The sequence below is a fragment of the Flagellimonas olearia genome, assembly GCF_004150225.1.
Taxonomy (GTDB): Bacteria; Bacteroidota; Bacteroidia; order Flavobacteriales; family Flavobacteriaceae; genus Flagellimonas; species Flagellimonas olearia.
Genome location: NZ_ML142909.1, coordinates 93,770 through 119,034, shown reverse-complemented (window position 1 = coordinate 119,034; position 25,265 = coordinate 93,770). Strand labels below are relative to the sequence as shown.

The 25,265-nt window shown below is 42.3% G+C and carries 26 protein-coding genes, 1 other RNA gene and 1 pseudogene; 3 read left to right on the top strand and 25 right to left on the bottom strand.

From position 1 onward, the window contains the following. Positions 1 to 11: 11 nt before the first annotated feature. The 24 genes and pseudogenes from DN53_RS09495 to DN53_RS09385 all read right to left on the bottom strand — a co-directional run bounded on the left by DN53_RS09495 (position 12) and on the right by DN53_RS09385 (position 22,727). Positions 12 to 1,010 (bottom strand): sodium:calcium antiporter, encoded by a 999-nt coding sequence (locus tag DN53_RS09495; protein WP_109649871.1) that lies wholly within the window; start codon positions 1,008 to 1,010, stop codon positions 12 to 14. Beyond that, complete coding sequence (locus DN53_RS09490) at positions 1,007 to 1,918, bottom strand: cation diffusion facilitator family transporter (protein ID WP_223308343.1); 912 nt, start codon at positions 1,916 to 1,918, stop codon at positions 1,007 to 1,009. The genes DN53_RS09495 and DN53_RS09490 overlap by 4 nt, the downstream gene beginning before the upstream one ends. A gap of 36 nt (positions 1,919 to 1,954) precedes the next feature. Continuing rightward, complete coding sequence (locus DN53_RS09485) at positions 1,955 to 2,755, bottom strand: cation efflux transmembrane domain-containing protein (RefSeq protein ID WP_109649869.1); 801 nt, start codon at positions 2,753 to 2,755, stop codon at positions 1,955 to 1,957. A gap of 43 nt (positions 2,756 to 2,798) precedes the next feature. Beyond that, positions 2,799 to 3,008, bottom strand: coding sequence for a hypothetical protein (locus tag DN53_RS09480; RefSeq protein WP_109649868.1), 210 nt, complete (start codon positions 3,006 to 3,008; stop codon positions 2,799 to 2,801). 18 nt (positions 3,009 to 3,026) lie between these two features. Continuing rightward, positions 3,027 to 3,155, bottom strand: coding sequence for a hypothetical protein (locus tag DN53_RS18115; protein ID WP_256621137.1), 129 nt, complete (start codon positions 3,153 to 3,155; stop codon positions 3,027 to 3,029). A gap of 124 nt (positions 3,156 to 3,279) precedes the next feature. Then, positions 3,280 to 3,714 (bottom strand): Fur family transcriptional regulator, encoded by a 435-nt coding sequence (locus DN53_RS09475; protein ID WP_109649867.1) that lies wholly within the window; start codon positions 3,712 to 3,714, stop codon positions 3,280 to 3,282. A gap of 37 nt (positions 3,715 to 3,751) precedes the next feature. Beyond that, a complete protein-coding gene (locus DN53_RS09470) occupies positions 3,752 to 5,740 on the bottom strand; it encodes a heavy metal translocating P-type ATPase (protein WP_109649866.1) in 1,989 nt (662 codons plus the stop codon). A gap of 26 nt (positions 5,741 to 5,766) precedes the next feature. Further along, a complete protein-coding gene (locus tag DN53_RS09465) occupies positions 5,767 to 6,123 on the bottom strand; it encodes a SpoIIAA family protein (RefSeq protein WP_109650104.1) in 357 nt (118 codons plus the stop codon). Positions 6,124 to 6,213: 90 nt separating this feature from the next. Further along, complete coding sequence (locus DN53_RS18075; protein ID WP_223308344.1) at positions 6,214 to 6,543, bottom strand: AlbA family DNA-binding domain-containing protein; 330 nt, start codon at positions 6,541 to 6,543, stop codon at positions 6,214 to 6,216. Further along, positions 6,530 to 6,985, bottom strand: a complete 456-nt coding sequence (locus DN53_RS18070; protein ID WP_223308345.1) for an AlbA family DNA-binding domain-containing protein — start codon at positions 6,983 to 6,985, stop codon at positions 6,530 to 6,532. Before DN53_RS18070 ends, DN53_RS18075 begins: the two co-directional genes overlap by 14 nt. 10 nt (positions 6,986 to 6,995) lie before the next feature. Continuing rightward, complete coding sequence (locus DN53_RS09455) at positions 6,996 to 7,349, bottom strand: SpoIIAA family protein (protein ID WP_109649865.1); 354 nt, start codon at positions 7,347 to 7,349, stop codon at positions 6,996 to 6,998. Positions 7,350 to 7,383: 34 nt separating this feature from the next. Further along, on the bottom strand, positions 7,384 to 7,806 hold the full coding sequence (locus DN53_RS09450) for a Fur family transcriptional regulator (RefSeq protein WP_109649864.1): 423 nt from the start codon (positions 7,804 to 7,806) through the stop codon (positions 7,384 to 7,386). A gap of 20 nt (positions 7,807 to 7,826) precedes the next feature. Then, positions 7,827 to 8,156, bottom strand: a complete 330-nt coding sequence (locus DN53_RS09445) for a P-II family nitrogen regulator (RefSeq protein WP_109649863.1) — start codon at positions 8,154 to 8,156, stop codon at positions 7,827 to 7,829. Between the two features lie 115 nt (positions 8,157 to 8,271). Beyond that, positions 8,272 to 9,516: an efflux RND transporter periplasmic adaptor subunit gene (locus tag DN53_RS09440; RefSeq protein WP_109650103.1), complete on the bottom strand. Its 1,245-nt coding sequence runs from the start codon at positions 9,514 to 9,516 to the stop codon at positions 8,272 to 8,274. Positions 9,517 to 9,532: 16 nt separating this feature from the next. Next, positions 9,533 to 13,936 carry a CusA/CzcA family heavy metal efflux RND transporter gene (locus DN53_RS09435; protein ID WP_109649862.1) on the bottom strand — a complete coding sequence of 1,468 codons (4,404 nt, stop codon included), beginning with the start codon at positions 13,934 to 13,936 and terminating at the stop codon, positions 9,533 to 9,535. A gap of 117 nt (positions 13,937 to 14,053) precedes the next feature. Beyond that, entirely contained in the window at positions 14,054 to 14,311 is a 258-nt protein-coding gene (locus DN53_RS18175; RefSeq protein WP_313790136.1) for a DUF6660 family protein, read from the bottom strand. Positions 14,312 to 14,480: 169 nt separating this feature from the next. Next, positions 14,481 to 16,157 (bottom strand): annotated as a pseudogene (locus DN53_RS09425) (DUF6035 family protein). A 5-nt stretch (positions 16,158 to 16,162) separates the two neighbouring features. Further along, positions 16,163 to 17,041, bottom strand: coding sequence for a HEPN domain-containing protein (locus DN53_RS09415; protein ID WP_109649858.1), 879 nt, complete (start codon positions 17,039 to 17,041; stop codon positions 16,163 to 16,165). Between the two features lie 506 nt (positions 17,042 to 17,547). Next, complete coding sequence (locus DN53_RS09410; RefSeq protein WP_129654150.1) at positions 17,548 to 18,087, bottom strand: lysophospholipid acyltransferase family protein; 540 nt, start codon at positions 18,085 to 18,087, stop codon at positions 17,548 to 17,550. 38 nt (positions 18,088 to 18,125) lie between these two features. Next, a complete protein-coding gene (locus DN53_RS09405) occupies positions 18,126 to 19,181 on the bottom strand; it encodes an iron-containing alcohol dehydrogenase family protein (RefSeq protein WP_129654149.1) in 1,056 nt (351 codons plus the stop codon). 76 nt (positions 19,182 to 19,257) lie between these two features. Further along, the gene (locus DN53_RS09400) at positions 19,258 to 19,956 is read right to left on the bottom strand and encodes an HAD family hydrolase (RefSeq protein WP_129654148.1); all 699 of its coding nucleotides are present in this window, start codon (positions 19,954 to 19,956) and stop codon (positions 19,258 to 19,260) included. Further along, the gene (gene kdsB, locus DN53_RS09395; RefSeq protein WP_207211111.1) at positions 19,947 to 20,660 is read right to left on the bottom strand and encodes a 3-deoxy-manno-octulosonate cytidylyltransferase; all 714 of its coding nucleotides are present in this window, start codon (positions 20,658 to 20,660) and stop codon (positions 19,947 to 19,949) included. The genes DN53_RS09400 and kdsB overlap by 10 nt, the downstream gene beginning before the upstream one ends. Positions 20,661 to 20,699: 39 nt before the next feature. Next, positions 20,700 to 21,269 (bottom strand): DUF4126 domain-containing protein, encoded by a 570-nt coding sequence (locus DN53_RS09390; RefSeq protein ID WP_129654146.1) that lies wholly within the window; start codon positions 21,267 to 21,269, stop codon positions 20,700 to 20,702. 18 nt (positions 21,270 to 21,287) lie between these two features. Continuing rightward, complete coding sequence (locus DN53_RS09385) at positions 21,288 to 22,727, bottom strand: ATP-dependent DNA helicase (RefSeq protein WP_129654145.1); 1,440 nt, start codon at positions 22,725 to 22,727, stop codon at positions 21,288 to 21,290. 195 nt (positions 22,728 to 22,922) lie between these two features. Here DN53_RS09385 and DN53_RS09380 point away from each other — a divergent pair, with 195 nt between their 5' ends. The 3 genes from DN53_RS09380 to DN53_RS09370 are packed head-to-tail and all read left to right on the top strand — an operon-like array spanning position 22,923 to position 24,920. Continuing rightward, complete coding sequence (locus DN53_RS09380; protein ID WP_165357374.1) at positions 22,923 to 23,570, top strand: hypothetical protein; 648 nt, start codon at positions 22,923 to 22,925, stop codon at positions 23,568 to 23,570. Continuing rightward, positions 23,530 to 24,384, top strand: coding sequence for a DUF3822 family protein (locus DN53_RS09375; RefSeq protein ID WP_129654143.1), 855 nt, complete (start codon positions 23,530 to 23,532; stop codon positions 24,382 to 24,384). Before DN53_RS09380 ends, DN53_RS09375 begins: the two co-directional genes overlap by 41 nt. Next, positions 24,384 to 24,920, top strand: coding sequence for an RsmD family RNA methyltransferase (locus DN53_RS09370; protein ID WP_129654142.1), 537 nt, complete (start codon positions 24,384 to 24,386; stop codon positions 24,918 to 24,920). The genes DN53_RS09375 and DN53_RS09370 overlap by 1 nt, the downstream gene beginning before the upstream one ends. Here DN53_RS09370 and rnpB read toward each other — a convergent pair. Then, positions 24,918 to 25,220, bottom strand: an RNA gene (gene rnpB, locus DN53_RS09365) — RNase P RNA component class A. The genes DN53_RS09370 and rnpB overlap by 3 nt on opposite strands. Positions 25,221 to 25,265: the final 45 nt, after the last annotated feature.

Sequence of the window (25,265 nt, the reverse complement as noted above, 5' to 3'; positions counted from 1 at the left end):
TTTTTCATCTATCAAAAAAGTTTCAACACGTAAAAAACCATGACCAGTAAATAGGCGATATACGCAGCGTCAAATACAAAAATCTGCCAACGAGAGAAACCGTGCAGTTCCTTGCTTTGATGCACAAATAGTGTGTAAAGCAGCGGCATAAGCCCGACAAAGGCCAGGTTGACCCAGAACAGTTCAAAGTCCTCAATGGGGGTGGTTACCAGCGCCAGCGGAAAAAATGCCACCGTCATCGTTACGGCATTGTCTGCAATAACACTGGTGGTACCCGCTGTCACCTCGCCCCCTTTTACCACGCTCCAGGTCTTGAATATTTCCGGTGCGGTGGTCATTAAGCCCGTGATAAAAAGGCCGCCCACGATTTCAGAAATATTTAGGGCAGAAACAATATTTTCGGTCGCCTTCACTATAAAAAAAGCACCAACTGCTATGGCCAAGGCCCCGGCAATCGATAACCAGACCTGTTTTTTGTTCCATTCTACTTTTTTGCCCTTTTCCTTGCCTTTTACTATGGCGTGGGCCAGGAATGCAATATATGCACCCAGCATAATCCACCCGTCTATTGGTTGTAGCCCGCGCCAGGGCTTTGGCAGAGTTAAAATGGCCACAAGGGCGATAATGCCCAGATAAGGAAGTGACAGTACGGAAACCGAACGTTTGTTCAACGCCAGAATGTTTTTATCAAGATGTTCTTGATGTTCCTTGTTGTTCTTGAATTGTTTCCTGGAAGCAAAATAAGCTATGGTCACCATCAAGGGAATGGAAATAATATTGGAACCCAATAAGTTGCCCAGGCCAATATCAGAAACGTCCCGTGCCGCACTGGTTATATTGATGGCAACTTCAGGACTGGCCGTTACAAGGGCAAGAAAAGCGGCTCCAGCGGATGCGGTAAGCCCCCATTGCTTGCGGAGCAACTTTAAAGGAGTCAACAATCGATCCGCACCCCAGTGTGCTGCCCAGGCCGCTAGGCCCAAAACGAGTACCCATAGCCAACTGTTCATAATTCTGTCATTTTAACATTTCTCTCTTTGCTAGGTTCGATATGGATGTGCACGTCAAGTATCTCGGAATATGACCTGAACAATCTCTCCTTTACTTTGTGTGCAATATCATGGCCCTCGGTCACAGTTAATTCCCCATCGATCCAAATATGCATATCGATATGAAAGGCCGTTCCCATCTTTCGGGAATGGCAGCGCTCTACCCTTACCACTTCAGGAACGGCTTCGGCCAGTCGGATAACCTCATTTCGAAATTCGGGCTCAACAGCTTCGTCCAGCAACTCCCTTACCGATGACCTAGCTATTTTATAGGCATTGAACAGAATAATGCCCGCTGCAATGAGTGCCGCGAAATCATCCGCTATCTCAAACCCTTCGCCACCGATCAATGCAATGGAAATTCCTATAAAAGCCGCTATCGACGTAATGGCATCGCTCCTATGATGAAAGGCATCTGCCTTGACGGCCGAACTATTTATTTCATCTCCTGTTTTAAGAACATATCTATATAAGAGTTCCTTAGTAGCAACCACCACTACCAAAATAATCAATGTATAGGGCGCAGGACTTTTATGTGGTTCAAAAATGTGTATGATGCTGTCTCTAACTATAATCCCGCCTGCAATTATCAAAGCTATTGCAATACCTATCGCTACCAGTGCCTCAATCTTTCCGTGACCGTAAGGATGGTTCTCGTCTGGTGGTTTGGATGACCATTTTAAACCTGCCCAAAGCATTGCAGAAGTTAAAACATCTGAAGCAGATTCAATAGCATCGGCAATCAATGCATAAGAATGGCCAAAAATACCTCCAAGCCCTTTTATTATAGCCAAAAATGCGCTAATTATTATACCTACAAGCGTGGTTTTCAATCCTTTTTTCGATATGGCATTTGGATTCCTTTCCAAAATCTTTCTTTTGCTATTTCTTTTCTTCCCAATACGTTATTTGGACAATTTTAAAATTCTAATGGCCCCACGCATCACAAAGGCAAATACAATACCGCCTATGACCAAATCGGGCCATTTACTGTCTAAAAAATAAACCAGCACCCCTGCCAGTATTACCCCGCCGTTCACAATAATGTCGTTTGAGGTAAAGATGGCACTTGCCTGCATATGCGCTTCCTTGCTTTTGGCCTTGTTTATCAACCATAGGGAAACGAGGTTGCCGATAAGGGCGAAAATGGAAACGATGATCATCCATTGGAACAAAGGGGTTTCGCTACTACTCAAAAACCTTCTCACGACTTCCGAAAATCCCAGCAGGGCCAACGCCATCTGAAAATAGCCACTGAATTTCGCCACTTTCTTTTTTCTGGAAATAGCGCCGCCTACGGCAAAAAGGCTCAATGCATATACAATGGAATCGGCCAGCATATCCAGTGAATCGGCAATTAGACCCATCGAGGAAGAAATCCAACCCGTGGTCATTTCGATAACAAAAAAACCAAAATTGATGTACAAGACCCACCAGAGTATCTTCTTTTGTTTTGTCTCGTCTTCGGCAATAGGTGTTTCCGCCTTTTCTGTTCCCAAGAGTTTTTCTCCCAACTTTAATGCCCCCAATGCCACATTTATTTCTTGGGCATTCCCTTGATGGTACACATCCAACTTTCTATTTGGAATGTCAAAGTCCAGATATTTGATCTGAGGATTTGACTCCAGTTTCATCCTTATCATCTGCTCTTCGGAAGGGCAATCCATTTGACTTACCTTAAAAGTGGTTTTGTTTATGGTGGACATTTGATTTATCTGTATTAAATTCTACGTTTGGTCTTTTAAATCTTTACTTTTTATGGGATTCCATATATTTTTCCAAAATCGATTTTAAGCTCTCCAAATAATCAGTGAACAATTTAATGGTCGGTTTTGCTTCATCATCTACGGGAATAGTTATGGGGTTCTCATCCAAATACCGATAGAGTTCGGGATATTCTTGTTCTATCCTTACTGTTAATTCGTTGATTTCTTGGGTTAGCTTTTGAATTTTCTTCATCTTCGTTTCTTTATAATTTTATATATGCAACGCCCTGTCTTCGGTAGCGGCCAAGCAGGCTTCCTTAAAGGTTTCTGAAAATGTGGGGTGTCCGTGGGACATCCGTGCAATATCTTCTGCCGCTGCCCTGAATTCCATTATCGCCAAAACACGAACCAATAATTGTTATATCATATTATTCTATAGTTGTATTTTTTTGGTTCAATAAGGTGGAAGAACCTTGGACTTGACTCTTGGGCACAAGGGTTCAAAGATTTGGAACTCCCACCTGTTATTTTTTCTTACATTTCACACATATCCCTTTTAATACCAGGTTGACATCGTTTATCTTATAATCATCTGGCATACTTTCTTCCGGTATTTTATTTGGCAAACAGATTGTTTTCTTACATTCGGTACAATGAAAGTGCAGATGTAAATCTGAACCGTAATCACCTTTTGCATTTTCATCAGAAATTGCAAATTTTGCCACTCCGGTTCCATCATTTATCTGATGAATAAGTCCTTTATCCTCAAAAATCTTGAGATTGCGATAAAAGGTCGTTCTGTTTGCGGTCTTATTGGTTTCGCTCTTTTCGGCAAAGACCTTTTTTAAATCGGAAAAGGACACGGCACTTTGCTTCCTTCTCAGATACCTGTATATCTTGGACCTCATTTGAGTAGGGCGAATACCGTGATTTGACAATATTTTTTCCGTTTTGGTCATTTTAAGCTTGATTCAAAAGCAATCTCCTTTATTGGATTTATTTTTTATAGGCGAGCAAACGCAATGCATTGACCACCACTACCAACGTAGAGCCCTCGTGAATGGCCACGGCTATCCCTATACTTGCCCAGCTCATAATTGTCGCAGGAATTAAAAGGGCAACAACCCCCAAGCTAACCCATAAGTTTTGCTTGATTATCGCCTTCGCTTTTCTGCTCAAACCGATGGCAAAAGGCAAGGTTTCCAGTTTGTCTGCCATTAGTGCTATATCTGCGGTTTCTAAAGCCACGTCGCTTCCCGCCGCACCCATTGCAATACCAACGGTACTGTTTGCCATTGCAGGCGCATCATTAACACCATCCCCCACCATTGCCAGTTTATTTTCCTGTTCCGCAAGTTTTTTGATGGCCTCCACTTTTTCTTCGGGAAGCAGACTTCCGCGTGCTTCGGTCAAACCGATTTCCTCGGCTACAGCGTCGGCCACTTTCTGGTTGTCGCCGGTAAGCATTATCATTTTCTTGATGCCTATTTCCTTAAGTTGGGCCAGGGTTTCCTTGGCTTTTTCCCGTGGCGTGTCCATCAGCCCCAGCATCCCTATAAATTCATTGCCCCTTTTGATAAGCATCGTGGTCTTTCCTTCCCCTTCAAGTGCTCTTACCTTTTCTGATACGTCGTTGGGAACGCCCTTATCAATATCCTCGAAAAGCTCAAGATTGCCTATGTAAATGGAATTCCCTTGATAGTTTGCCTTTATGCCCTTGCCTTGTACGGCTTCCAAATCATCGGCATCGGGAATTTTGGTGTCCTTCCCAAGCCGTTCCATTCCGTCCCGTACAACTGCCTTTGCCAGGGGGTGGTCGCTCAGTTCCTCAACCGCAATAGCAATTTCCAACAGTTCCTTTTTATCTATGCTGCCAAAGCTTTCGACGTCGGTAAGCTTTGGTTTTCCTTCGGTAAGCGTTCCTGTCTTGTCAAAGGCCAATGCGGTAAGCACCCCTAAATCTTCCAATGGGCGACCGCCTTTTATCAAGACCCCGCCACGCGCAGCCCTTGCCACACCACTCAATACAGCAGATGGCGTAGAAATGGCGAGCGCGCACGGACTTGCAGCTACCAATACCGCCAAGGAACGGTATAGGCTTTCGCTCCATGGTTCATCGATGACCAAAAAAGCAAAATTCAGTGCAACGACCAGTATAATGACCGCTGGCACATAGTACCGCTCAAACTTGTCGGTCAACAACTGGGTGGGCGATTTCTGGTCTTGAGCCTCCTGAACCATTGTAACCAAGCGGTTGAGGGTAGAATCTTTTGCCTCTTTGATTACCTTTATTTCAAGGGTATTGTTACCATTGATGGTTCCTGAAAATACACGGTTCTCATTGGGAATATTGCTTTTTGAGGTATACTCTTTGTCCGGATTTTCTATTGGTGTTTTGTCCACCGGAACGCTTTCCCCGGTAATGGGTGCCTGGTCAACACTACTGTTACCTTTTACAATTACACCATCGGCGGATATCTTGCTGTTGGGGCGCACCACGATGATGTCGCCCACCTGTAGTTCTTCAATACCCACTTCAACGGTATCGTCATCTTTCTTGAGAAGGGCTGTTTTTGGGGCGAGGTCGGTCAGTGCCGCAATGGACTTTTTTGCCTTGCCCATTGCATAGTTTTCCAATGCGTGACCCAGACTAAAAAGGAAAAGCAACAAGGCACCTTCTGCCCATTCGCCCAGATAGGCCGCCCCCGCAGCCGCGACCAGCATCAGGAAATCGATTTCAAATTCGCCCTTGGCCACTTTGCTAATAGCTTCCTTCAGGGTAAAATAACCTCCAAAAAAGAAGGCCGCAATATAGAGTCCAAAAGGAATGTTTTCTGAAACCCCTGTAAATTTCTCCAATAGGAAACCTGTTATTAGTGTGACCCCACTTAATATAGCAAAATAGAGTTCGGTGTTTTTGCCGAAGATGCCACCGTGGTCGTGATTGTGGCCATCGTCATTACTATGTTTTTCCTTGTCATTCATATTATTAATCGTTTTGTTATCGTTAATTAAGATTTAATCCACTTTTGGGCTTGTGATTTCTCGGATATATCAAAATACTTAACTTCCGAGCTAGTGAAAAAATCAGTTGCCTTAGCCACCCACTCCTGCCATTTTTTGTTGCCCACAAAGGCTATCTTGCCGTAATCTCCCAAGTGTGCCGAATCAATTTTTAGGTCTTCCCAAAAGCCTTTAAGGGTATAGCCTTCAAAATCTTCCATTTCAAAATAGAAATCCACTTTATGGCCTTTTTCTATGATGTTGTGGATGAGCGGATGCATCTTTTCCATATCCTTTTCCGTAAGTCTCCCGCTGATTTTAGCGGCAATAAGATGTTCCTGTTCTAAGTTTACTATCTGTACCATTTTTGTATATTTTTTAATCAATCTAATTAAAACAAACGTGCAACGGAAGTGCAAATAACCCTTCCTGCATGGCCCAATAACCTCCTGTTTCTAGTTGTACTGTGCCTTTTCCTTACCTATATACACCAGGGCTTCGGGCAAATCTAGTTCGCGCGTGGCATTGCCCGTGCGTATATAAAACCGTGACCGTCCCTCAAGGGTTACATATACCGGCATTCGGGCTGGTAAAATCTCGATACAGCAAACTTGCTTTTGACCAAACCCGAAAAATGCTACGTTCACTAGCGTACAAAGATGGGTTCCCAGTTTTAGAGCGATCAATTGCATCAAATACTGCTCAAAGCCATCGCTGTCCGGCTTTTTAAGCGTATCGAAATCCTGTTGCAGGCCCAGAATGGTTCCCCCGTCATCGACACCCATGAGCAACTTGCCCCCCCTCGGTGTTCATAAACCCGGCAATGGTCTTTGCAATGATAAGCTCAAGTTGTTTGTTTACCCTGCCCTGCCGTACATCCCATCGCAAGCTTGACTTGAATTCCACCCGGCTGCTCTCTCCCTTGTTTATGAGTTCGAGAACGGTTTGCCTGTCCATCCGTTGCCTGTTCAGTTGAAAAATCTTTTTTCTGAAAAAGACCATCAGGGCAAGGCTGCTTCCCATTGTCCCGAACAACAGGTTTCTAAGAATTTGGTCAACATCGACAACGTTCCATACGGTTTTGAAGGCTTCAAGAAAATAGCTTGACCAGTGACCGGAATCGCCCAACCGGTCAAAGAGAAAAAGGGATAGGCCCAAGGGTTGCAGTATAAAGACCCCAAAGGCAAAACCTGCCAAAAGCCCTATCCCTATTTTTCTTCTTTGCATCGATAAAGTGTTATTTACGTTCGAGCCAGTTTTTGGCAGTGCCCTTGTCTTCAGGTCCGAAATATTTTATGTGGGCTTCGCTAAACGGCAATAGCGATTCGGTAAACCGTTCTTGCCAAGTTTTTTCGCCCACCAAGGCTATTTTCCTAAGCCGTGTTTCTTCGGGAAAGGAAAAATCCAACCTCTCGCCGCTGCTTTTCTTCACTCCTTTTTTGCGAGGCTCCATTTCCATATACCAAGCGGCTTGTTCATTGCTTTTCAAATGTTCATTCAGGGCTTTGACCAAGGTCGCCCCATCATCGGCATACATTTCTTGATCTGCGATGGTATATATGATTTGGTCTTTTTTATAGATTGCTATCATCGTCGTATTCTTTTGATGTTATTGGCCCTTAAGGCTACTCCAAATTGCCACTGCATTTATTGCATACTCCCGTTACGACCAGATTGATATCGTCTGCCATATATCCTTGAGGCAGGTTTACCTGTGGGATTTTACGATCGGTCAAACAAACGGTCTCGTTACACTGGGTGCAGTGAAAATGTAGGTGCAGGTCGCTGCCCACCTCACATCCACAGTTTTCCTCACAGAGTGCATATTTCATAATCCCTGTACCGTCCGCTATCTGATGTACAATATTTTTTTCCTCAAATGTTTTCATCGTCCGGAAAAGGGTGCTCCTTTCCGATTTCTCGAAAAAATTCTCCAGCTCTCCCAAACTGATGGCTACCTCGCTTTCCAGCAGCTTTTTATAGGTTAACAGTCGCATCGGCGTGGGCCGTATGCCCTTGCTCTCCAGTTTTTTGACAATTCTTTCCATTTTAAAAGGGGTTAAAGGTCTTAGCGTTTTAAGGATTCGCCTGTTTTGATCTGGAAGGCATCCTCTATATCCGATAAATAGATGATACCGTCCCCTGGGTCGGGCGTTTTACCGTTTTCCGTAATAATATCGATTGCCGCTTGTGCTTCCTCATTTTGACATACCAGCTCCACTTTTACCACTGGACTATCGGTTATATTAAAATCAAGGGAGGGTCTTGCTCCCTTTGCCTTGAACGCCCCGGTGCCCTCCGCTTGTGAAAGCGTCATACTTTTAAAACCATTGTCGCTTAGGGCTTCGATGACCTTTTGGATGCGGTTTGGTTTTACAAATGCTTTTATTTCTTTCATATTTATACTATTTAGATTTTTAATCGATTTTGAACCGGGCCTACTTTCTGATTTTCAACTAACTAATTAAGACGATAAACAAACCCGGAATCAAAACCTTTATCTATATTGTTGTTTAATGTCCGTGCTCCAGTTCGCCCTTGACCATTTCCGAAGAAAGGGTGTAGGCTCCGTTTGTTACTATTTTGACATTTTCGGGTATTCCTGCAGGCAGGTTTACTTCTACAAAACCCAAGTCGTTGACTCCTGTACTCACGGGAATGCGTTTATATTTCATTTTATTTTCTTCTGGTGCTCCATCCTCATCCACGATAAAAACATAGGACTGTTCGCCTTCTTTGACAATGGCTTCCTCGGGTACTGCAAAGCCCGATTTCTCTCCCTGCACGATTCTTCCTTCTGCATACATTCCTGGTAAGAGGTCGCCATTTTTGTTATCGATATCCGCGTGGACGTGCAAGGCTTTTGGATCTTCCTCAAAGGTCTTGCCTATGGAATGCACTTCTGCCGTTAACAGTTCATCCGGTTTTGAGGCAACGGTAAAATGGATTTTTTGACCTACCTGAACCTTGGGGATATCTTTTTCATACACTTTGAGATCCAAATGGAGTTCTGAATTATCGCTCACCGTAAACATTTTTGATTGGGGGGCCACATAATCCCCCAGGCTTACCATTACTTCATCCACAAAGCCGGATATAGGTGTCGATATGGGTATGGCCGAGTAGATTTGTCCTTCTTCCACCTTGGAAGGATCGATACCGAGCAAGCGCAATTTTGATTTTAGGCCATTGACACTTGAGGTTGTGGAACGGAACTTTGACTGTGCCATCTGAAATTCCTTCCCGGAGGAAACGCCTTTGTCGTACAAGGTCTGCTTTCGCTCAAAATCCTGTTTAAGGAAAACCAGTTCATCGTTTTTTTCCTGGTACTCCTGCTGCATACTGATAATATCGGGATGTTCCAAATAGGCCAACACCTCTCCTTTTCGCACTTCATCTCCTTCGATTACTTTGATGGAACGTACATTGCCGCCTACGAAAGGACTAATATTGGCCCTGTCCTGAGGATATAGCTCAAGCCTTCCGGTTACCTTGATATTGTTACCGAGGTTTCTTTTTTCCAAGGTTCTGGTCTCCAGGTCAATGGTCTCCATTTGTAGTGTAGAAAGTACTACAACACCTTCTTCTCCTTCTTCCCCGTGGCCGCCTTCCTCTTCGCCGTGGGCATCTTCCCCACCTGCTTCGGTTTTTGATACACCTTCAGCTTCATTATTCCCAAGTTCAGATTTTGGGGCATCGTTACAACTCATGAACATAAGTGTAAATAATACGGTGCTTATTAAGATTATATTCTTCATTTTTCCTTTTTTAAGATTATAGATTGCCCAATTGATATTGCAGCTCAATGGCCTGCTGGTTATACTGATTTATAAATTGTAGATGGTTTTGTTTGATTCTTATGGCACTGTTCAGGATCGTGATATAGTTCACATAATCGATTTCCCCTTCCCTTGAGGCCAGTTCCGCCGTTGCTATCTGTTCTTCCGCCAAGAGCAAAGCCCCTTCTTGATAATAATCAAGCGTCTTTTGGGTCTTCTCCAAAGATTTTAAAAGTTGGGAAACCCTACTTTCGGTTATGGCCTTCTGTTCCAGATACTGATTTTCGGCTACCATTGCGTCTGCTTTGGCGGCTTTGACCCTGGATTTTTGAGGGAAGAACCAGAGCGGAATGCTGATACCCGCCTGATAGGTGTTGAACCCTGATACATCGTCTACTATCTGTCTTCCGTACGTGAGGTTGAACTGGGGCAGGAACTGTGATCTTTCCACGCCCACGTTTGCTTTGCTCACTTTGGCATTTTGCATTGAATATTGCAATATTGGGTTGTCGCCCACTGATGTGGAATCCAAAACTGCCCGATAATTTAGCGGTGTATAGGCTCGGCCTACCGTTTCGATGTCTTGGTTTATACCCAGATATTGCTTTAGTGCACGCTTGGCGATTTCGATATCGTCATAAGCTTGTTGCCTGAGCACCTGTATCTGCTGATATTCCGAGGACGCCGCAATAAACTCCAGTTTTCCGGTTTCCCCAGTATCGTAACGGAGTTCCGCGGCCGTCCTGAAATTTGCATAGACGCTGTCCAATTGTTCCGCGAAGCGCAATTGTGCCTTGTTATAATTGATACGGTCATAGGCCAGCATCACGTTACGTATCAACTGTTGCTCGTTTAGGGCATAGAACTTTTCGCCCAATTGAACACGCTCCTTATAAAACTTGGATTTTGAAAACCCAGAGAGCAAATCAACATTTTGCTGCTGCACCCCGATCGTGGTCTGTACCCCGGGCAGGTCATTGCCATATTCTTCCTTGCCCGTAAAGATTTGGGTATTACCCAGATCGAAACTTGTTGCCTTCATCGCCTGCTCGCGCTCAATAAAAGCCTGGCTTTCCTTAAGCGATGGATAATTCTGTTTTGCTAGGGAAATAGCCTCCTCCAATGTTATGGTCTGGGCGATTCCACTTTCCTGTGCATTTACGGTATTGGAAGTGAAAAATCCTCCCAAGCCTAATAACACCACCAGAACTGTTGTGCTTTTGTTGATATAGCTTGGATCATCTCCTTTACCCTTACGTTCTTTGCGGGCTTCCAGCCAATAATATAATATCGGAAGGACAACAAGCGTTAAAAACGTTGCCGTAAGCAATCCGCCAATAACGACGGTTGCCAATGGTCGCTGCACTTCTGCACCTCCCGAGGTAGAAATCGCCATTGGTATAAAGCCCATAATAGCTGCCGTTGCCGTCAACAAAATTGGGCGCAAGCGCTCATGTGTTGCCTCGTATATGCGTTTTTTTAAGTCTGTCATTCCACTTTCCTTTAATTCATTGAATTTGTTTATCAGTACCAATCCGTTCAATACCGCCACTCCAAAGAGCACGATAAAACCGACACCTGCAGAAATACTAAAAGGCATTCCCCTTATCCAAAGGGCAAACACACCACCAATAGCTGCCAGCGGTACTGCCATATAAATCATAAGTGATTGCGAGAACGAACTCAGCGCAAAGTAGAGCAATATGAATATTAGAAAGAGTGCAATGGGCACTACGATCATCAATCGGTCGGTCGCACGTTGCAGGTTTTCGAACGAACCGCCATAGGTCACAAAATAACCAGGTGGCAATTTTACTTGTGCTTCCAGTTTTTGCTGTATTTCCTCGACCATTGATTTTACATCGCGCCCACGAACATTTACCCCTACCGAAATACGACGCGAGGTATTGTCCCTTGAAATTTGCATTGGCCCTGGTTTGTAACTGATTTCCGCCACTTCCTTTAAGGGTACTTGGTTGCCGCTGGGCAGGTCGATATACAGATTTTTAAGGTTGTTGATATCCTGTCTAAAGTCCTTCGCCAAACGAATGACCACATCGAACCGTTTTTCGCCTTCAAAGATCACACTTGCCTGCTCTCCAGCAAATGAAGCACTCACATAATCATTCAACTTATTAACCGTTACACCGTATTGTGCCATTTTCGCGCGATTGTATTCCACCGTCATTTGCGGCAAACCGCTCGTGGCCTCCACATTGAGGTCGGCTGCGCCGGGAACGGTTCTGATGACGGCCGCGATTTCTTGCACCTTGTCAGCCAACACACCCAAATCTTCTCCGTACAATTTTATGGCCACGTCCTCCCGAACACCTGTAAGCAGTTCATTGAAACGAAGTTCTACAGGTTGCGTAAACACGAAGTTTACACCGGGCACTACTGAAATTTTTTCCTGAATTTTTTCTATGAGTTCTTCCTTGCTATCTGCTGAAGTCCATTTACTCTTATCTTTTTCAAGAATAATGTAACTATCGGCTATGTCCATTGGCATTGGGTCGGTAGGGATTTCGGCCACGCCAATCCTTGAAACCACTGTTTTTACTTCTGGAAATTCATTGATTAAATTTTGAAGTTTTTTTGAGGCCTCTATGGATTCTGTAAGACTACTCCCCGGTTTTATCAAAGCCTGAAACGCAATATCGCCCTCATCAAATTTGGGAATAAATTCGCCACCCATATTACTGAAAATAAATCCTGCAATCAACAACAACCCGACCGCACCAATAACAACACCAGCCCTAAACCGAAGTGCGAAATTGAGCAACGGTACATACGCCGTGTTCAAACCGGACATTATTTTATCACTGAACCTATCAATCTTGTTTTCAAATTTGGCAAACCAACTGTTCTGATTTTTAGCAGGTTTAAGGAACATTGACGAAATCATTGGCACGTAAGTAAGACAAAGGATAATCGCTCCTAAAACCGCGAATCCGAAAGTAAATGCCATTGGTCGGAACATTTTTCCTTCCACACCGGTCAAAAAGAGAATCGGTGTAAATACGATAAGAATAATAAGCTGACCGAAAAATGCCGAATTCATCATCGTACTAGCCGATTCATAGGCGATTTCATCCATTTCAGATTGGCCAATGGCGGTTGTAGTTTTTTTCATCCGTTGATGAATGTGGAATACCATTCCTTCCACAATGATTACCGCGCCATCCACAATGATCCCAAAATCAATTGCACCCAAGGACATTAAGTTGGCCCACACCCCGAATTGCTTCATCAAGATAAATGCAAAGAGTAATGACAATGGGATTACCGACGCGGTAATCAAACCGCCACGGAAACTTCCCAAAAGCAGGACAAGCACAAAAATCACAATCAATGAACCTTCAATAAGGTTTTTTTCAACGGTGCTTGTGGTCCTTCCAATAAGTTCACTTCGGCTTAAAAATGGTTCAATGTAAACGCCTTCTGGAAGTGATTTTTGAATTTCATCGATACGCTTTTGCACATTATCTATAACAGTGCCAGGACTTTCGCCTTTCAGCATTAAAATTTGTCCGCCAACAGTTTCGTGTCCATCTTGGGTAAACGCACCATAGCGCACTTGATTCCCGTAGCCCACTTTTTCGGCTACATCCCTAACTAAAACAGGGCTACCGTTCTGTGAGGTAACAACCGTATTTTCTAAATCGGCTATACTACGAGCCAAACCTTCGCCGCGGATAAAATTTGCTTGGTGGTTTTTCTCGATATAAGCACCACCTGTATTGGCATTGTTCACTTTCAGGGCTTCAAAAACCTGATTCATTGTAATGCCAAAACTTTTTAGTTTATCAGGATTTATGGCCACTTCGTACTGCTTAACATAGCCACCAAAAGCATTGACCTCGACAACTCCAGGCACTAATGCCATTTGGCGTTTAACAATCCAATCCTGAATGGTACGAAGTTCCATTGCATCGTATTTATCTTCGTATCCTTCTTTTACCTTTAAGGTGTATTGGAATATTTCGCCCAGACCCGTAGTAATGGGAGCCATAAATGGCGTACCAAAACCTTCGGGAATTTCCCCGGCGACTTCGGTTAATTTCTCTTGTACCAATTGCCGAGGAAGATAGGTGCCTGCTTCGTCCTCAAAGACGATGGTAACCACGGACAGTCCAAAACGGGATACTGAACGCAGCTCGATAACGTCAGGAAGGTTGGCCATTGCCAACTCAACAGGGTACGTTACAAATTGTTCAATGTCTTCAGTTCCTAAATTTGGTGCAACTGTGATAACCTGTACTTGGTTATTAGTAATATCGGGTACGGAACCCAAATTTATAGTGGCCATAGACCAAATGCCCGTGCCCACAAGAGCCACTATAAAAAGCCCAATAATGAACTTGTTATTAATGGAATATGAAATGATTTTGTTAATCATAGAAAGAGATTTAATTCAGTTTAAACTTCGCAATACAAGAGATGCAATGCATTTATGATGCGATGCTTGCTTTGAAAAGCATCACGTTAGGACATAGCTATCCTTAAAAAAACTGAATTAAGCTCTAGGTGGTTGTAATACTGAAGATACTACTCCATCGGAAACGCTCTCGAAGTGCGAGAAGTTTTCCTGTGAAATAGGATTTGGTAAGGGTGTGAAAGCGATTACACCAAAATCAATCGTATGCACGTGACAGCAATGACATTGGCAGAATGGCGAACACAGCTCACAATCTTGATCGTGGTCGCCATCATAGTCCATTACCGAAACGACCTGGGCATCGTCTTTAGCCGTTCCCGAATCGGCACAGGGCACTACATTGAGTGCCAAAAAGTAAAAGGACAATATGATTGTTAAAAATTTCACGGTACAAAAATATAAAAAAATTGATGCAACACCTATGCAAAAACTTGAAAGACTGAAGAATTGGTAATCTATGATTACGCATCAAAACACAAGAAATAATCCTTTGGTGCTAATTCAACTACCCTACGGATTCATCATTTCTCAATTCAGGATATAGGGTATTTAGTAAGGGCAGGCAATCAACTTTCTGTTTTGGATTCGTAGCATGGAACTCTGCCAGCTTTTTTTGAAAGGTATTTTTTTTGTTAAAAAGCATCAATTTTTCCCAAATACCATAGTTCTTAAAGGCTTTTTCGATATAACTCCAATAGTCGGCGTAACTATGTATAGCATTGTTTGCAAAAGCTATCCATTGAGTTTTTTGATATCGATAACCAATAATCTTATCCCTTTTTGCGCTTTCAATTATGCATACAAGGGGTTTATGTTCGAAAAGTTCATCGATTAAATAACAACCATTTAGCTCATTTGCCAAATGAAAAACTATTAATGTCGATTCGTATTCAATAGGGTCTGTTTCGATTTGGGCCAATATTGCTTCGTCCTCTTTCTTTAAGTTATATCCTTTTCGGATAAGTCTTTTTAAAAGCCACATCTTATGTTCAATAGCTATGTTTTCAAACATAGTTGCAAGAAGCGTTTTGTCGTCTTTGGATTTTTCGTTTAAGTCGATTTCCAAATATGAACTATCAATCATGTGTTCCAAGAAACCGATATGACCCTTTTTTGCTATTGAAAACCAATGGTGAATTCTTGGTTGACCATCTTTAGGTTTAAAAGCATCGGATTTATTTAATATCGATAGTTCGAATTCGTCCAAATTTTCCATTTGTTCTTCGATGGAAGAAAAATTATACCCTTTATTTTTCCATAAAAATCGGAGGTCATCGATTATAGAGTTTGTTTTTTCTTCAGCCACTACCTTCCTTCGACGCTCTTGATTTTTGACTTCCTCTTCTCTTTCCTTTTGAAGACGTTTGGCATGTTCGTTCTCTCTAACCTTGAGCTTTTTCCCATAGTCAAAATAATAAATCTGATAGGATTCAACATTGAACTTGAGTTGTCCAAGACTGACGGATTTTTCTATCCATTTGCAGAGCAACTTATTATCCTCCGTTAGAAATGGATATTTGTACGTACACAACAATCTAAAAGGTTCTGAAGATTCATCCAGTTTGAAAAAGTTTTGAAAATCCGTAAGATATTTGATATCGCGTTCCATTTGTCACTGGCCATGAACGTCAAAATCATCCAATATCCAAATCAGAAAAACTCCTTTCCGTTTGTAAAAATCATGTCGGTCATAAATGTAGCGCAAGGATAAATCGGATAGCTGTATTTCGAAAACGAGTTCTTTGTCCAAGTATTTACAATACACATCGGGCCTACGTTTTTCATTTCCATCGTAAATAAAGGTATCATCTACGCAGATAGAATGAACACCATCTAAATTGTAAAGTTTCTTGGCTATTTTGTTTTTAAGTGCTTTATGCCTTGCACTTTCTTTTCCACGATAAAGCTGTGCCAATTGTTCCGTTTCCTCCTGCGTCAGGTCGGTCTCCTTTAAGTAACAGAACGCCGCATTTGGTTGATGCTTAAAATGTAGTCTATCATACTTACTACCTGAAACGTTCAATTTTTGTTCACACTCGCAACAGTAGAGTTCTACTTCATCTCTATGATACTGCCTGCGAAGCTCAAATGAATTTTTAGCCGTGTCAAAGACATCATCGGCTTCAAGAATCTCTCCAGAAGTTTTGTCAAAAGCTACTTTTATACTTCTTTGAAACGACATCTCTATTATTGGGTAATTGTAGGGTTCGAAAACAGGTTTTGTAGCACTTGTTTATTACTATTCATTTTCTCCAATCGCAGAATCGCCTCCTTTAAAAATTTTATAAAATCCAATTGTTTCTGTACAATTGGTAGTTCCTTAGTATAAATATCCTCAGGATTGACCCCGTTTTTGAGATATCTTGTCTGTGAACTATGTTGAATGGTCAGTAAAGCGCAAAAGTAAAATGTATGGTCTATAAATATAGAATCAAATTGAATTGGTATCAAGTGATGCATTAAATTTTGAAAATACATTTGCGACTTTTTTTTATCCGCAAGCATCTTCAAAATTTCCCTTTTTGTTTCCAAAGCTTCCTTCGTACCTAATTCCCCAAAGTATCTTGCCATGGCTTGCATTTGTGACCTAAGTATTGAATTGCTATTTTCCGGAAATGCATATTCAATGGTTTCTAAGCCCGTTAGGATTTCTAAAAAGCCATCGAGATCTTCCAATGTAAAATTAACCAAGTCGCAATTTTTCAATCTGTCTATACTGCAAATGGCCGCTGAAATTGATTTATGGTGTTTGGCAAAGCTCTTATGGGAAAGCGGCTCCAGATCTTTCGGCATTGGATAGCTTTCAAGAAGCTCTATTGCGGCCTTCATTTTTTCTTCTTTTTGCACCATAATCTTTCTTGGGATTTTAAATTGATCGTGGGATGTCTCCTCGATTTCCTTTTCGGTAAAATCGCTAGAGAAAAGAACCGCGGCTTTATTGGCTTTCTCGCTTGCCTGTTGGAACAGAAAATATGAGTTTCTATACTTTCCGTTTCGGTGTAGCAAGATGGCAGATTCCAAATCATTAAGAGCGATATTTAGCCATGTATTGATTATTGTTTGCATAAGAGGTGTAAGTGTAACCTAAATGATATCTATAAATATATTGATATTTCTTTCAGTTAATAATCTATAAGCCAATATGTCAATTTACTTTCTTAAATTTACTTCATCATAGATGAATTTGTTTAAGGAAGCTTACTATATTTATTCATGAAAAATCTATATGAATCCTTTGAAACAAGACTTTTTTTAAAATACTTTTACGGCATATAAAACCGCGTGCAACGTATGCATTTTATAAAATCAAACGATTATTAACTTGCAGTTAATTAAAGAGTTATAAGACCGAGGGATAGAGCAGTAGGTAGCTCGTCGGGCTCATAACCCGAAGATTCATTTTCAGTCTTCGTTTTTCTTCTAATTACTAGGTTCTTTATTTTGGATATATCTGTTTAAATCGAACTAATAACGAACTAATTAAATTTTATAATTCATAAAGTACTGTAAATAATACATATGATAATGATAGGACGACGTGCAGAACGTCTTCCACAGTATGCAGGAATAGACTAGAAGCTATACTCCGGGACCTTACCTGTCACGCCTTTGTAGAATTCATGGATTTTCTGAAAATCCTGTTCCCTATTCTCCGTTGGATGGAAGGGTTCGGCAATTTTCACTTCTTTTTTCCCAAAGTCAAAAGCTACCATTACAATCGGGACTTTAGCTTTCTGGGCTATGTGATAAAAACCTGTCCGTAATTTGTCCACTTTTTTACGCGTTCCTTCTGGGGCAAGGGCAAACCTAAAAACACTTCTCTCCTTAAAAATTTGAACCACTCCGTCCACCGTATTGGAATTTTTGGAACGATCCACGGGCGCACCTCCTGTCCACCTAAAAAACCATCCAAAAGGTGGCTTGAACAGACTTTTTTTTCCGATATAGTTGATTTCTTGGTTGACAACCTTTCGTACCAACAGTCCCAAGAAAAAGTCCAACCAATGGGTATGTGGCACTACAATGACCACACATTTATCCAAATCTGGAAACGAACCGTTGAGTTTCCAGCCCAAAATCTTGAAGTATATGAATTTGGACAGTTTATGCATTCTTCTTTTTAAGACCCTTGATAGGTATCCAAGGTGTCCTATATTTTTTGATACAAAGCCTGAAGACGTTCCGGGGTCATGATTTTTTTCCAGTCCTCACCAAGTGCATTTTCCCATAGAGGTTCCATTCCCAAGGAAACATTTACCATGATATCAAAATCATCCTGGGTTAGGTTGGAACACACTCCTTTAGGAAGCTTTATTTGATGTTTCTCCTGCATTTGCCTAAAAAGCGCCACTCCTTCGGGATAATATTCTTCCAAATGTTGAAACACCAAACAATTTCCTATCCCGTGCTTGGTTCCCAAAAGATAGGAGAGTCCATAGCTCATGGCATGTGCAATCCCCACTTGGGAGTAGGCAATACTCATTCCTCCGTGCCAGGATGCCATCATTAACTTGTCCCGCGACTCATCTTCAGGGATATCTCCGAGAAAAACCTCCTTGCAAAGCTCCATGGCCTTTTCGCCATAACTTTGGCTAAAAGCATTTAAATAGCTTCCGGTCAGCGATTCCACGCAATGAATAAAACAGTCCATCCCCGTATAGAACCATTGTTCTTTGGGCACGGTAACGGCAAGGTCTGGATCCAAAATCACCTGATCATAGGTAGTATGGTCCGAATTGATTCCCAATTTTTTCTCGGGGCCCAATAAGACCGTAGTCCTGGAAACTTCCGCCCCTGTTCCACTAATGGTCGGAATGCCTACGTGGTAGACCGCGGGCCTACTTACCAAGTCCCATCCTTGGTAGTCCTTGGCCAATCCTGTATTATTCAACAAAATGGCCACTGCCTTGGCCAAATCCAATAGTGTGCCCCCTCCAATACCAATGATCCCGGAAGGAGACTCATCAAATTGTTCCTTTATACGCGACACCAAAGCATCCACTTGTGCCGTTTTGGGCTCTTCATCCGCCGAAATAAAAATAACTTGGTCGTTGAACATCAACGGAATACGGGATACAAAATCCTTGTCCTCAAAAAAATCATCCACCAAAAAGATGAAGGGTGCATCAGCATTTTTCCGTTTAGGTAATAAGATTTCGTTCAATTGCGAAAAACTTCCACGGCCAAAAACCACTCGGGGTACCATGGGGAAATTTCTATAGGTCTTAATTCTATTCGTTGAAATCGTTTCTTTTCTCAAATCGCTCCTTATCATCAATATTCTACAAATACTTCAAAACATCCTTGAGGCCATTAAGCTTCAAATGGTCGTTCACCTGCTCCGTTTCCGGTACCATCTCATGTACCCATGTGGTATGGAAGGGTATGTGCACCGCCTTAGCCCCAATGTTCAATATAGGCAATACATCTGATTTTAGGGAGTTCCCTATCATCAAAAATTCGTTGACATCAATGTTCAGATGCTCCAACAAATTGCTATAATTAGTTTCCTTTTTCTCACTCAACACTTCCACATGATGGAAATATTTGGAGAGTCCGGATTTTTCCAATTTTCTTTCTTGATCCAAAAGGTCGCCCTTGGTCAAGACAATCAATCTATATCTTCCCACAAGTTGGGAAAGTACTTCTTCCACTCCATCCAACAGTTCCACAGGGTGGGCAATCATATTTTTGCCCAACTCGAGTATTTTCGAAATGGTCTCTTGGGAAATCTTTCCGTTGGACAGGTCCAAGGCGGATTCTATCATGGAAAGCATGAATCCTTTTATACCATATCCGTACAGTTCCAGATTGTCCATTTCCATTTTGAACAATTCTTGATCCACCTTGTTCTTGGTCTCATACTCTTCCAACAATTCGGCAAAACGCTCCTCGGTTTCCCTAAAATAGGTTTCGTTCACCCAAAGGGTGTCATCCGCGTCAAAACCTATGACCTTAATATTGCTAAAATCTACTTCCATGCTTTATTGGCTCGTTCCAAGTCTTCAGGGGTATCAATTTCTATGCCCGTTACATGGGTTTCCACCATTTTTATTTTTTTACCATATTCCAAAAAGCGGATGGCCTCTATTTTTTCCTTGGCTTCCAAAGGCAACATGGGCAACCGTTGAAAATCCATCAATGCTCTTTTTCTAAAGGCATATATGCCTTTGTGTTTGTAATAGGTGGCTTCCACCTCTTGGTCCCTTGGATAGGGAATGGGGGAACGGGAAAAATACAGTGCACAATTTTGATTGTCCACAATGACCTTTACCGTGTTGGGATTAGAAATTTCCTCCCAATCCGTGATTGGCGTCATTAGCGAAGCTAAATCTATTTCTTTTTTTTCATCCTTCCTGAACACCGCTATGATTTTTTCCAAGCTTTCGCCATCTATAAAGGGCTCATCGCCCTGTACATTGATCACGATATCCACTTCCATATCCACCACAGCCTCCGCTATCCTATCGCTCCCACTTTCATGCTTTTCCTTGCTCATGATCACCTTACCTCCTATTTCGGAGATAACTTTGGAGATGATATCACTATCGGTCACCACGTAGACTTCATCAAAAAGTCCTGTATTGACGGCAGCTTCGTAGGTTCTAACAATCACTGGTTTGCCCTGAAGGTCCTGCATCAGTTTTGCAGGGAATCTTGAGGCCTGGTACCGGGCCGGTATCATGGAAATTATCTTCACTTATCTAAAAATTATTGATTGAGGTTACTTTTTCGGTCGTATTCTGCGGTAGATCCTAAAAATGATCACCAAAATAATGATGACCAGGATGGCTGCGATGGGGGGTGCCAATATGGAAGCGGTTGAAACAGCCACTGCCGCTCCTGTTTCCACAGTGGAGACTATAGGGTTGGCCACTCCGCCAGTGGTAGCGGTCGAGGTCATTCTACCTGCCGCATTGGCCCCTTTAATAGCTGTTGCAGTTCCACCTCCGGCAATGATGGCCAAGGTCCAGGTGGTCATTGGGTCCAAATTGGCCACTGTGGATACCATTACCGCCGTACCGGCAATTCCCGCCAAAGGAACGGCCAAGCTGTCCAAGGCATTGTCTACCCACGGAATGAAATAGGCAAAAATTTCAACCAAGGTCGCCACCCCTAAGGTGATCAATGCCGCCAAACTGCCAATCCATTGCCAGCTGGCATTGAGCTCCCAAACGTCCAAATAGGCCGCCAAACTGAGCGCAAAAAGGGGTAAAAACACCCTAAACCCAACGGAAGCCGCCAAGCCAATGCCCAAGAAAATACTAATAATGGTATTCGGTTCAATATTCATGGTCTTGTCTAAAATAGGCTATTCCCCGTCAACAAAAAAATCATCTTTGAATCCAATCAAGAAGAGTTGTCGCTTGGCCCTTGTCACCGCTGTGTATAGCCATCTCAAATAATCTTTGTCCACCCCATTGGGCAAATAAGGTTGTTCCACAAAAACGGTTTCCCACTGCCCTCCCTGGGATTTATGACAGGTAATGGCATAGGAGAACTTCACTTGCAGCGCATTGAAGAACTTATTGTTCTTTACTCCCAAGAACTTTTTGTACTTGGACTTTTCATGGGCATAATCCTTTAGTACTTCTTGGTATAGTTTATTTCCGTCTTCATAGGAAAGTGATGGGGTCACCGAATCGATGGTATCCAATAATAGCACCGTTTCAAAAGGTTTCTGATTGGGATAGTCCACCATTTTCACCTTCACTTCGGCAAACCTGAACCCATAGAGCTCCTTTATGGCAAAAAGCTCCAGTACTTCAATAATATCGCCATTGGCAATAAATCCCGCTTCGGAATTGGGCCTAAGCCAAAAATAGTTGTTCTTCACCACCATCATATAATCCCCCACGGCAATGTCATTGTCCAAAAAAAGGATGCGCTCCCGTATATTCTGGTTGTACAGATTGGCGCGTTTGTTGGAACGGACAATGATGGCGGTCTCTTCCTTGCCATTCTGATGGTACGAACTGTCTATAGCCTCTTGTATTTCCGTTCCATCAATAAGGCGGACGATATCGGTAAAGGAGCCCAGTTGAAACTTGAAGCCATCAAAAAAATGGGTTTGTAGTTGCTCCCTTAAATTGGTAGCGTTGTACAGGATTCCGGAATCATCGGATTGGCGCATGACCTCATCCAGTTCCAAATAATTGACTTCCTTATTATAATTAAGGGACAGTCGATCTTCATCCAAGGCCGGACTCAATTCCAATTTCACCGGGGGCAACTGTGCCGTGTCCCCGATCAATATGAGTTTACAATTATGCCCGGAGTGCACATAAAAGATAAGATCGTCCAGCAGGGATCCATTCTCAAAAAGTTTGGAATCGGCAGGGCTATCAGGAATCATGGAAGCCTCATCCACTATAAACAGTGTATTTCTATGTTTGTTCGGTGCCAGGACAAATTGGATCCCTCCTCCAGATTGTTTTTTGGGAAAGTAGATCTTCTTGTGGATCGTGAAGGCTTGGCTGCCAGAATAGACCGACATGACTTTGGCCGCCCTTCCGGTCGGAGCCATGAGCACGGCGCTCATCTTTACCTTCCAAAGGCTGCTCACCAATGTGGCCACAATAGTGGTTTTTCCTGTTCCGGCAAACCCCTTTAACAGAAATATCTCGTCCTTTTTGCCATTCAATACAAATTGGGCCAATTTTGTTAAGGCCACCTCCTGTTTTTCGGTAGGAAGATGGGGGAACTTTTCGGCTAAAATGCTTAAAAATTTAGGTGCTGTGGGATGGTCCATGAGCATCTAAAGTAAGCATGGATTTTTAAAGCAAAAAGTTTCGTGATTAAAAAAAAATTGTAGATTTGTCTGTAACCACTAAATTAACTTAGAAAGACAGTAGCAGATATGTTAAACTTAATCCTTATCGTTGTATTGATTGCCCTTTTGACCATAGGGCTTGTATTCCTGATTGACAGATTTTTACCTCAAAAAATAAAGCCTGTACTTGTAATTGCCTTTGGTCTTTTGAGCATTTTCCTCGGATATAAAATTTACCAATCCATTAATGCCCCCATAGAATTTAACAAAGTAAGAAAAGAAAGATTTTCACAAGTAATTGCCAAACTTAAAGACATTAGGGATTCACAAGAAGCCTATAAAACCGTAAATGGAAGGTATGCCGGCAATTTCAATAGCCTAATACAGTTTATCGATACTGGAAACTACACTATCACTTCTCAAAAAGATTCCTCTTTCATGAGATACGACAAAGTGTACCAAATTGAACTTCAACAAGACACCGTCATCATTGATACCCTAGGACAGGTAAAAGTAAAGGATTCCTTGTTTGGTGCCGATAGCCGTTACAAGACCATGATGAATGTGCCATATGCCCAGAATGGTGAGCAATTTGAAATGAAGGCTAACATCATTGATAAAAGCGGGTACAAAGTTCCTGTTTTTGAAGCCAAGGTAAAGAAGAACGTTGTTCTATATGACCAACCCAAAGATTTGTTGGATAGGGAAAATGCACATCAAAGTGTAGAGGAAGTCAATGGAACCGAAATTAAAGTAGGCTCACTTACCGATGTAAGCACAAATGGTAACTGGCCTCCTATCTATGATAGAAAAAACAACTGATATAGCACAGTCAAAGACAAATAACATTTTTAGAAAATTGTCCATTCAAGTCGGCTTGAATGGACTTTCTTTTTGTGTGCTGGACACAGTATCCAATAAAATACTCGCTTTTGAGAAAATAACTTTCAAAGTTCCTTCCACGCCATATCTCATGCTAAAGGAACTTAAGAATATGTTGGGTCAAAAAAGCAATATTGGAAGTGAATTTTCCGAGGTTTTGGTCATTCATAAAAACAACATGTTCAGCTTGGTGCCCAAGCCCCTTTTCAACGCCGAGGAACTCCCCAACTATTTAAAATTCAATGCCAAGATCATGGCAAATGACCTCATTGCCCATGATGAAATACCCAATCAGGATATCGTCAATGTGTATGTACCCTATACCAATGTCAACAACTACATTTTTGACCTTTTTGGTGAATTTGAATTCAAACATAGCGGAACGGTCCTGATCAGTACATTGCTGAACCAAAATAGAATTTCGGACCAAACTGTATGTTATATCCAGGTATCCGAAAAAGATATGGAAATGATGGTGGTTTCCAACAAGAAACTGCTTTTCTACAACCAATTTGAATATCAGACCAAGGAAGATTTTCTATACTACCTCCTATTCAGTATGGAACAGTTGCAGTTGGATACTCGAAAAGTGCAGCTAAAATTGTTTGGGAACATCGAGGAAGGCGATTCCATCTATGAACTTTGTCGTAAGTACATAGAGTATGTTTCCGTCTTTATTCCGGGCAACCTTCCCTTTCCTTATGAGGAATTGGAAGATGAGACTATTGATTTTTCCATACTCAGCACGCTATAATGCGAATCATCTCTGGAAAATATAAGGGAAAGCGAATCACGGCACCCAAAAAACTTCCTGTACGCCCTACCACGGATATGGCCAAGGAAGGTCTTTTCAATATCCTAAACAATCGGTTCTATTTTGATGGACTCAAGGTGTTGGACCTATTTTCCGGAACCGGGAATATCAGCTTTGAATTTGCCTCTCGTGATGCGGGGGAAATCATGGCCGTGGACAGTTTTGCCGGCTGCGTACATTTTATCTCCAAAATGACCAAGGAAATGGACCTTCCCATCACTACGGCCAAGTCTGATGTATTCAAATTTTTGGAACGAAGCCCGGAAAAGTTCAACATCGTATTTGCAGACCCCCCCTACAACTTTGACCAGAATCAGTTTTTAAAAATTGCGGATTTGGTATTTGAAAGGGAATTGCTGTTGGATGACGGTCTTTTGATCATTGAACATTCCGATAAAACCGATTTGTCCCAACACCCAAAATTTTCGGAAAGTCGTAAATACGGCGGAAGCGTGTTCAGTTTTTTTGAAGCATAAAAAAGCAGGCCATAAGCCGGATTCTGTCGAGCCTTACCATTTATCTAGGCTTTTGGTTGCCCAAAAGCTCCAACCGCCTACCCTCCAATTTGGACGTGCAGCCCTCAAACATTGGTTTACGTGGCGTTTCACCGCATAGAGTTTACCTGATTTCACTACAGCCGAACTGTACTTGCTTTCTGTTGCACTGGTCCTCGCCTTTCAACGGACGGGCGTTACCCGCTATGCTGCACTATGGTGTCCGGACTTTCCTCTTCAACCTTGGTTGCCCAAAGCTGCAGCGGTAAGGTGGCCTGCTGGCGACAAAGGTAACGCAATTGTTAATAAAAAAAGGGTTACATGATG

Coding starts and splice junctions, on each gene's coding strand:
- DN53_RS09435 (WP_109649862.1), bottom strand. CDS start 13,936: ATGATTAACAAAATCATTTCATATTCCATTAATAACAAGTTCATTATT.
- DN53_RS09400 (WP_129654148.1), bottom strand. CDS start 19,956: ATGGAAGTAGATTTTAGCAATATTAAGGTCATAGGTTTTGACGCGGAT.
- DN53_RS09445 (WP_109649863.1), bottom strand. CDS start 8,156: ATGAAAGAAATAAAAGCATTTGTAAAACCAAACCGCATCCAAAAGGTC.
- DN53_RS09410 (WP_129654150.1), bottom strand. CDS start 18,087: ATGCATAAACTGTCCAAATTCATATACTTCAAGATTTTGGGCTGGAAA.
- DN53_RS09390 (WP_129654146.1), bottom strand. CDS start 21,269: ATGAATATTGAACCGAATACCATTATTAGTATTTTCTTGGGCATTGGC.
- DN53_RS09375 (WP_129654143.1), top strand. CDS start 23,530: ATGGTAACTGGCCTCCTATCTATGATAGAAAAAACAACTGATATAGCA.
- DN53_RS09495 (WP_109649871.1), bottom strand. CDS start 1,010: ATGAACAGTTGGCTATGGGTACTCGTTTTGGGCCTAGCGGCCTGGGCA.
- DN53_RS09385 (WP_129654145.1), bottom strand. CDS start 22,727: ATGGACCATCCCACAGCACCTAAATTTTTAAGCATTTTAGCCGAAAAG.
- DN53_RS09440 (WP_109650103.1), bottom strand. CDS start 9,516: ATGAAGAATATAATCTTAATAAGCACCGTATTATTTACACTTATGTTC.
- DN53_RS09405 (WP_129654149.1), bottom strand. CDS start 19,181: ATGGTACCCCGAGTGGTTTTTGGCCGTGGAAGTTTTTCGCAATTGAAC.
- DN53_RS09480 (WP_109649868.1), bottom strand. CDS start 3,008: ATGAAGAAAATTCAAAAGCTAACCCAAGAAATCAACGAATTAACAGTA.
- DN53_RS09475 (WP_109649867.1), bottom strand. CDS start 3,714: ATGACCAAAACGGAAAAAATATTGTCAAATCACGGTATTCGCCCTACT.
- DN53_RS09370 (WP_129654142.1), top strand. CDS start 24,384: ATGCGAATCATCTCTGGAAAATATAAGGGAAAGCGAATCACGGCACCC.
- DN53_RS18075 (WP_223308344.1), bottom strand. CDS start 6,543: ATGGGTGTCGATGACGGGGGAACCATTCTGGGCCTGCAACAGGATTTC.
- kdsB (WP_207211111.1), bottom strand. CDS start 20,660: ATGATACCGGCCCGGTACCAGGCCTCAAGATTCCCTGCAAAACTGATG.
- DN53_RS09465 (WP_109650104.1), bottom strand. CDS start 6,123: ATGGTACAGATAGTAAACTTAGAACAGGAACATCTTATTGCCGCTAAA.
- DN53_RS09470 (WP_109649866.1), bottom strand. CDS start 5,740: ATGAATGACAAGGAAAAACATAGTAATGACGATGGCCACAATCACGAC.
- DN53_RS18070 (WP_223308345.1), bottom strand. CDS start 6,985: ATGCAAAGAAGAAAAATAGGGATAGGGCTTTTGGCAGGTTTTGCCTTT.
- DN53_RS09455 (WP_109649865.1), bottom strand. CDS start 7,349: ATGATAGCAATCTATAAAAAAGACCAAATCATATATACCATCGCAGAT.
- DN53_RS09450 (WP_109649864.1), bottom strand. CDS start 7,806: ATGGAAAGAATTGTCAAAAAACTGGAGAGCAAGGGCATACGGCCCACG.
- DN53_RS09415 (WP_109649858.1), bottom strand. CDS start 17,041: ATGCAAACAATAATCAATACATGGCTAAATATCGCTCTTAATGATTTG.
- DN53_RS09485 (WP_109649869.1), bottom strand. CDS start 2,755: ATGTCCACCATAAACAAAACCACTTTTAAGGTAAGTCAAATGGATTGC.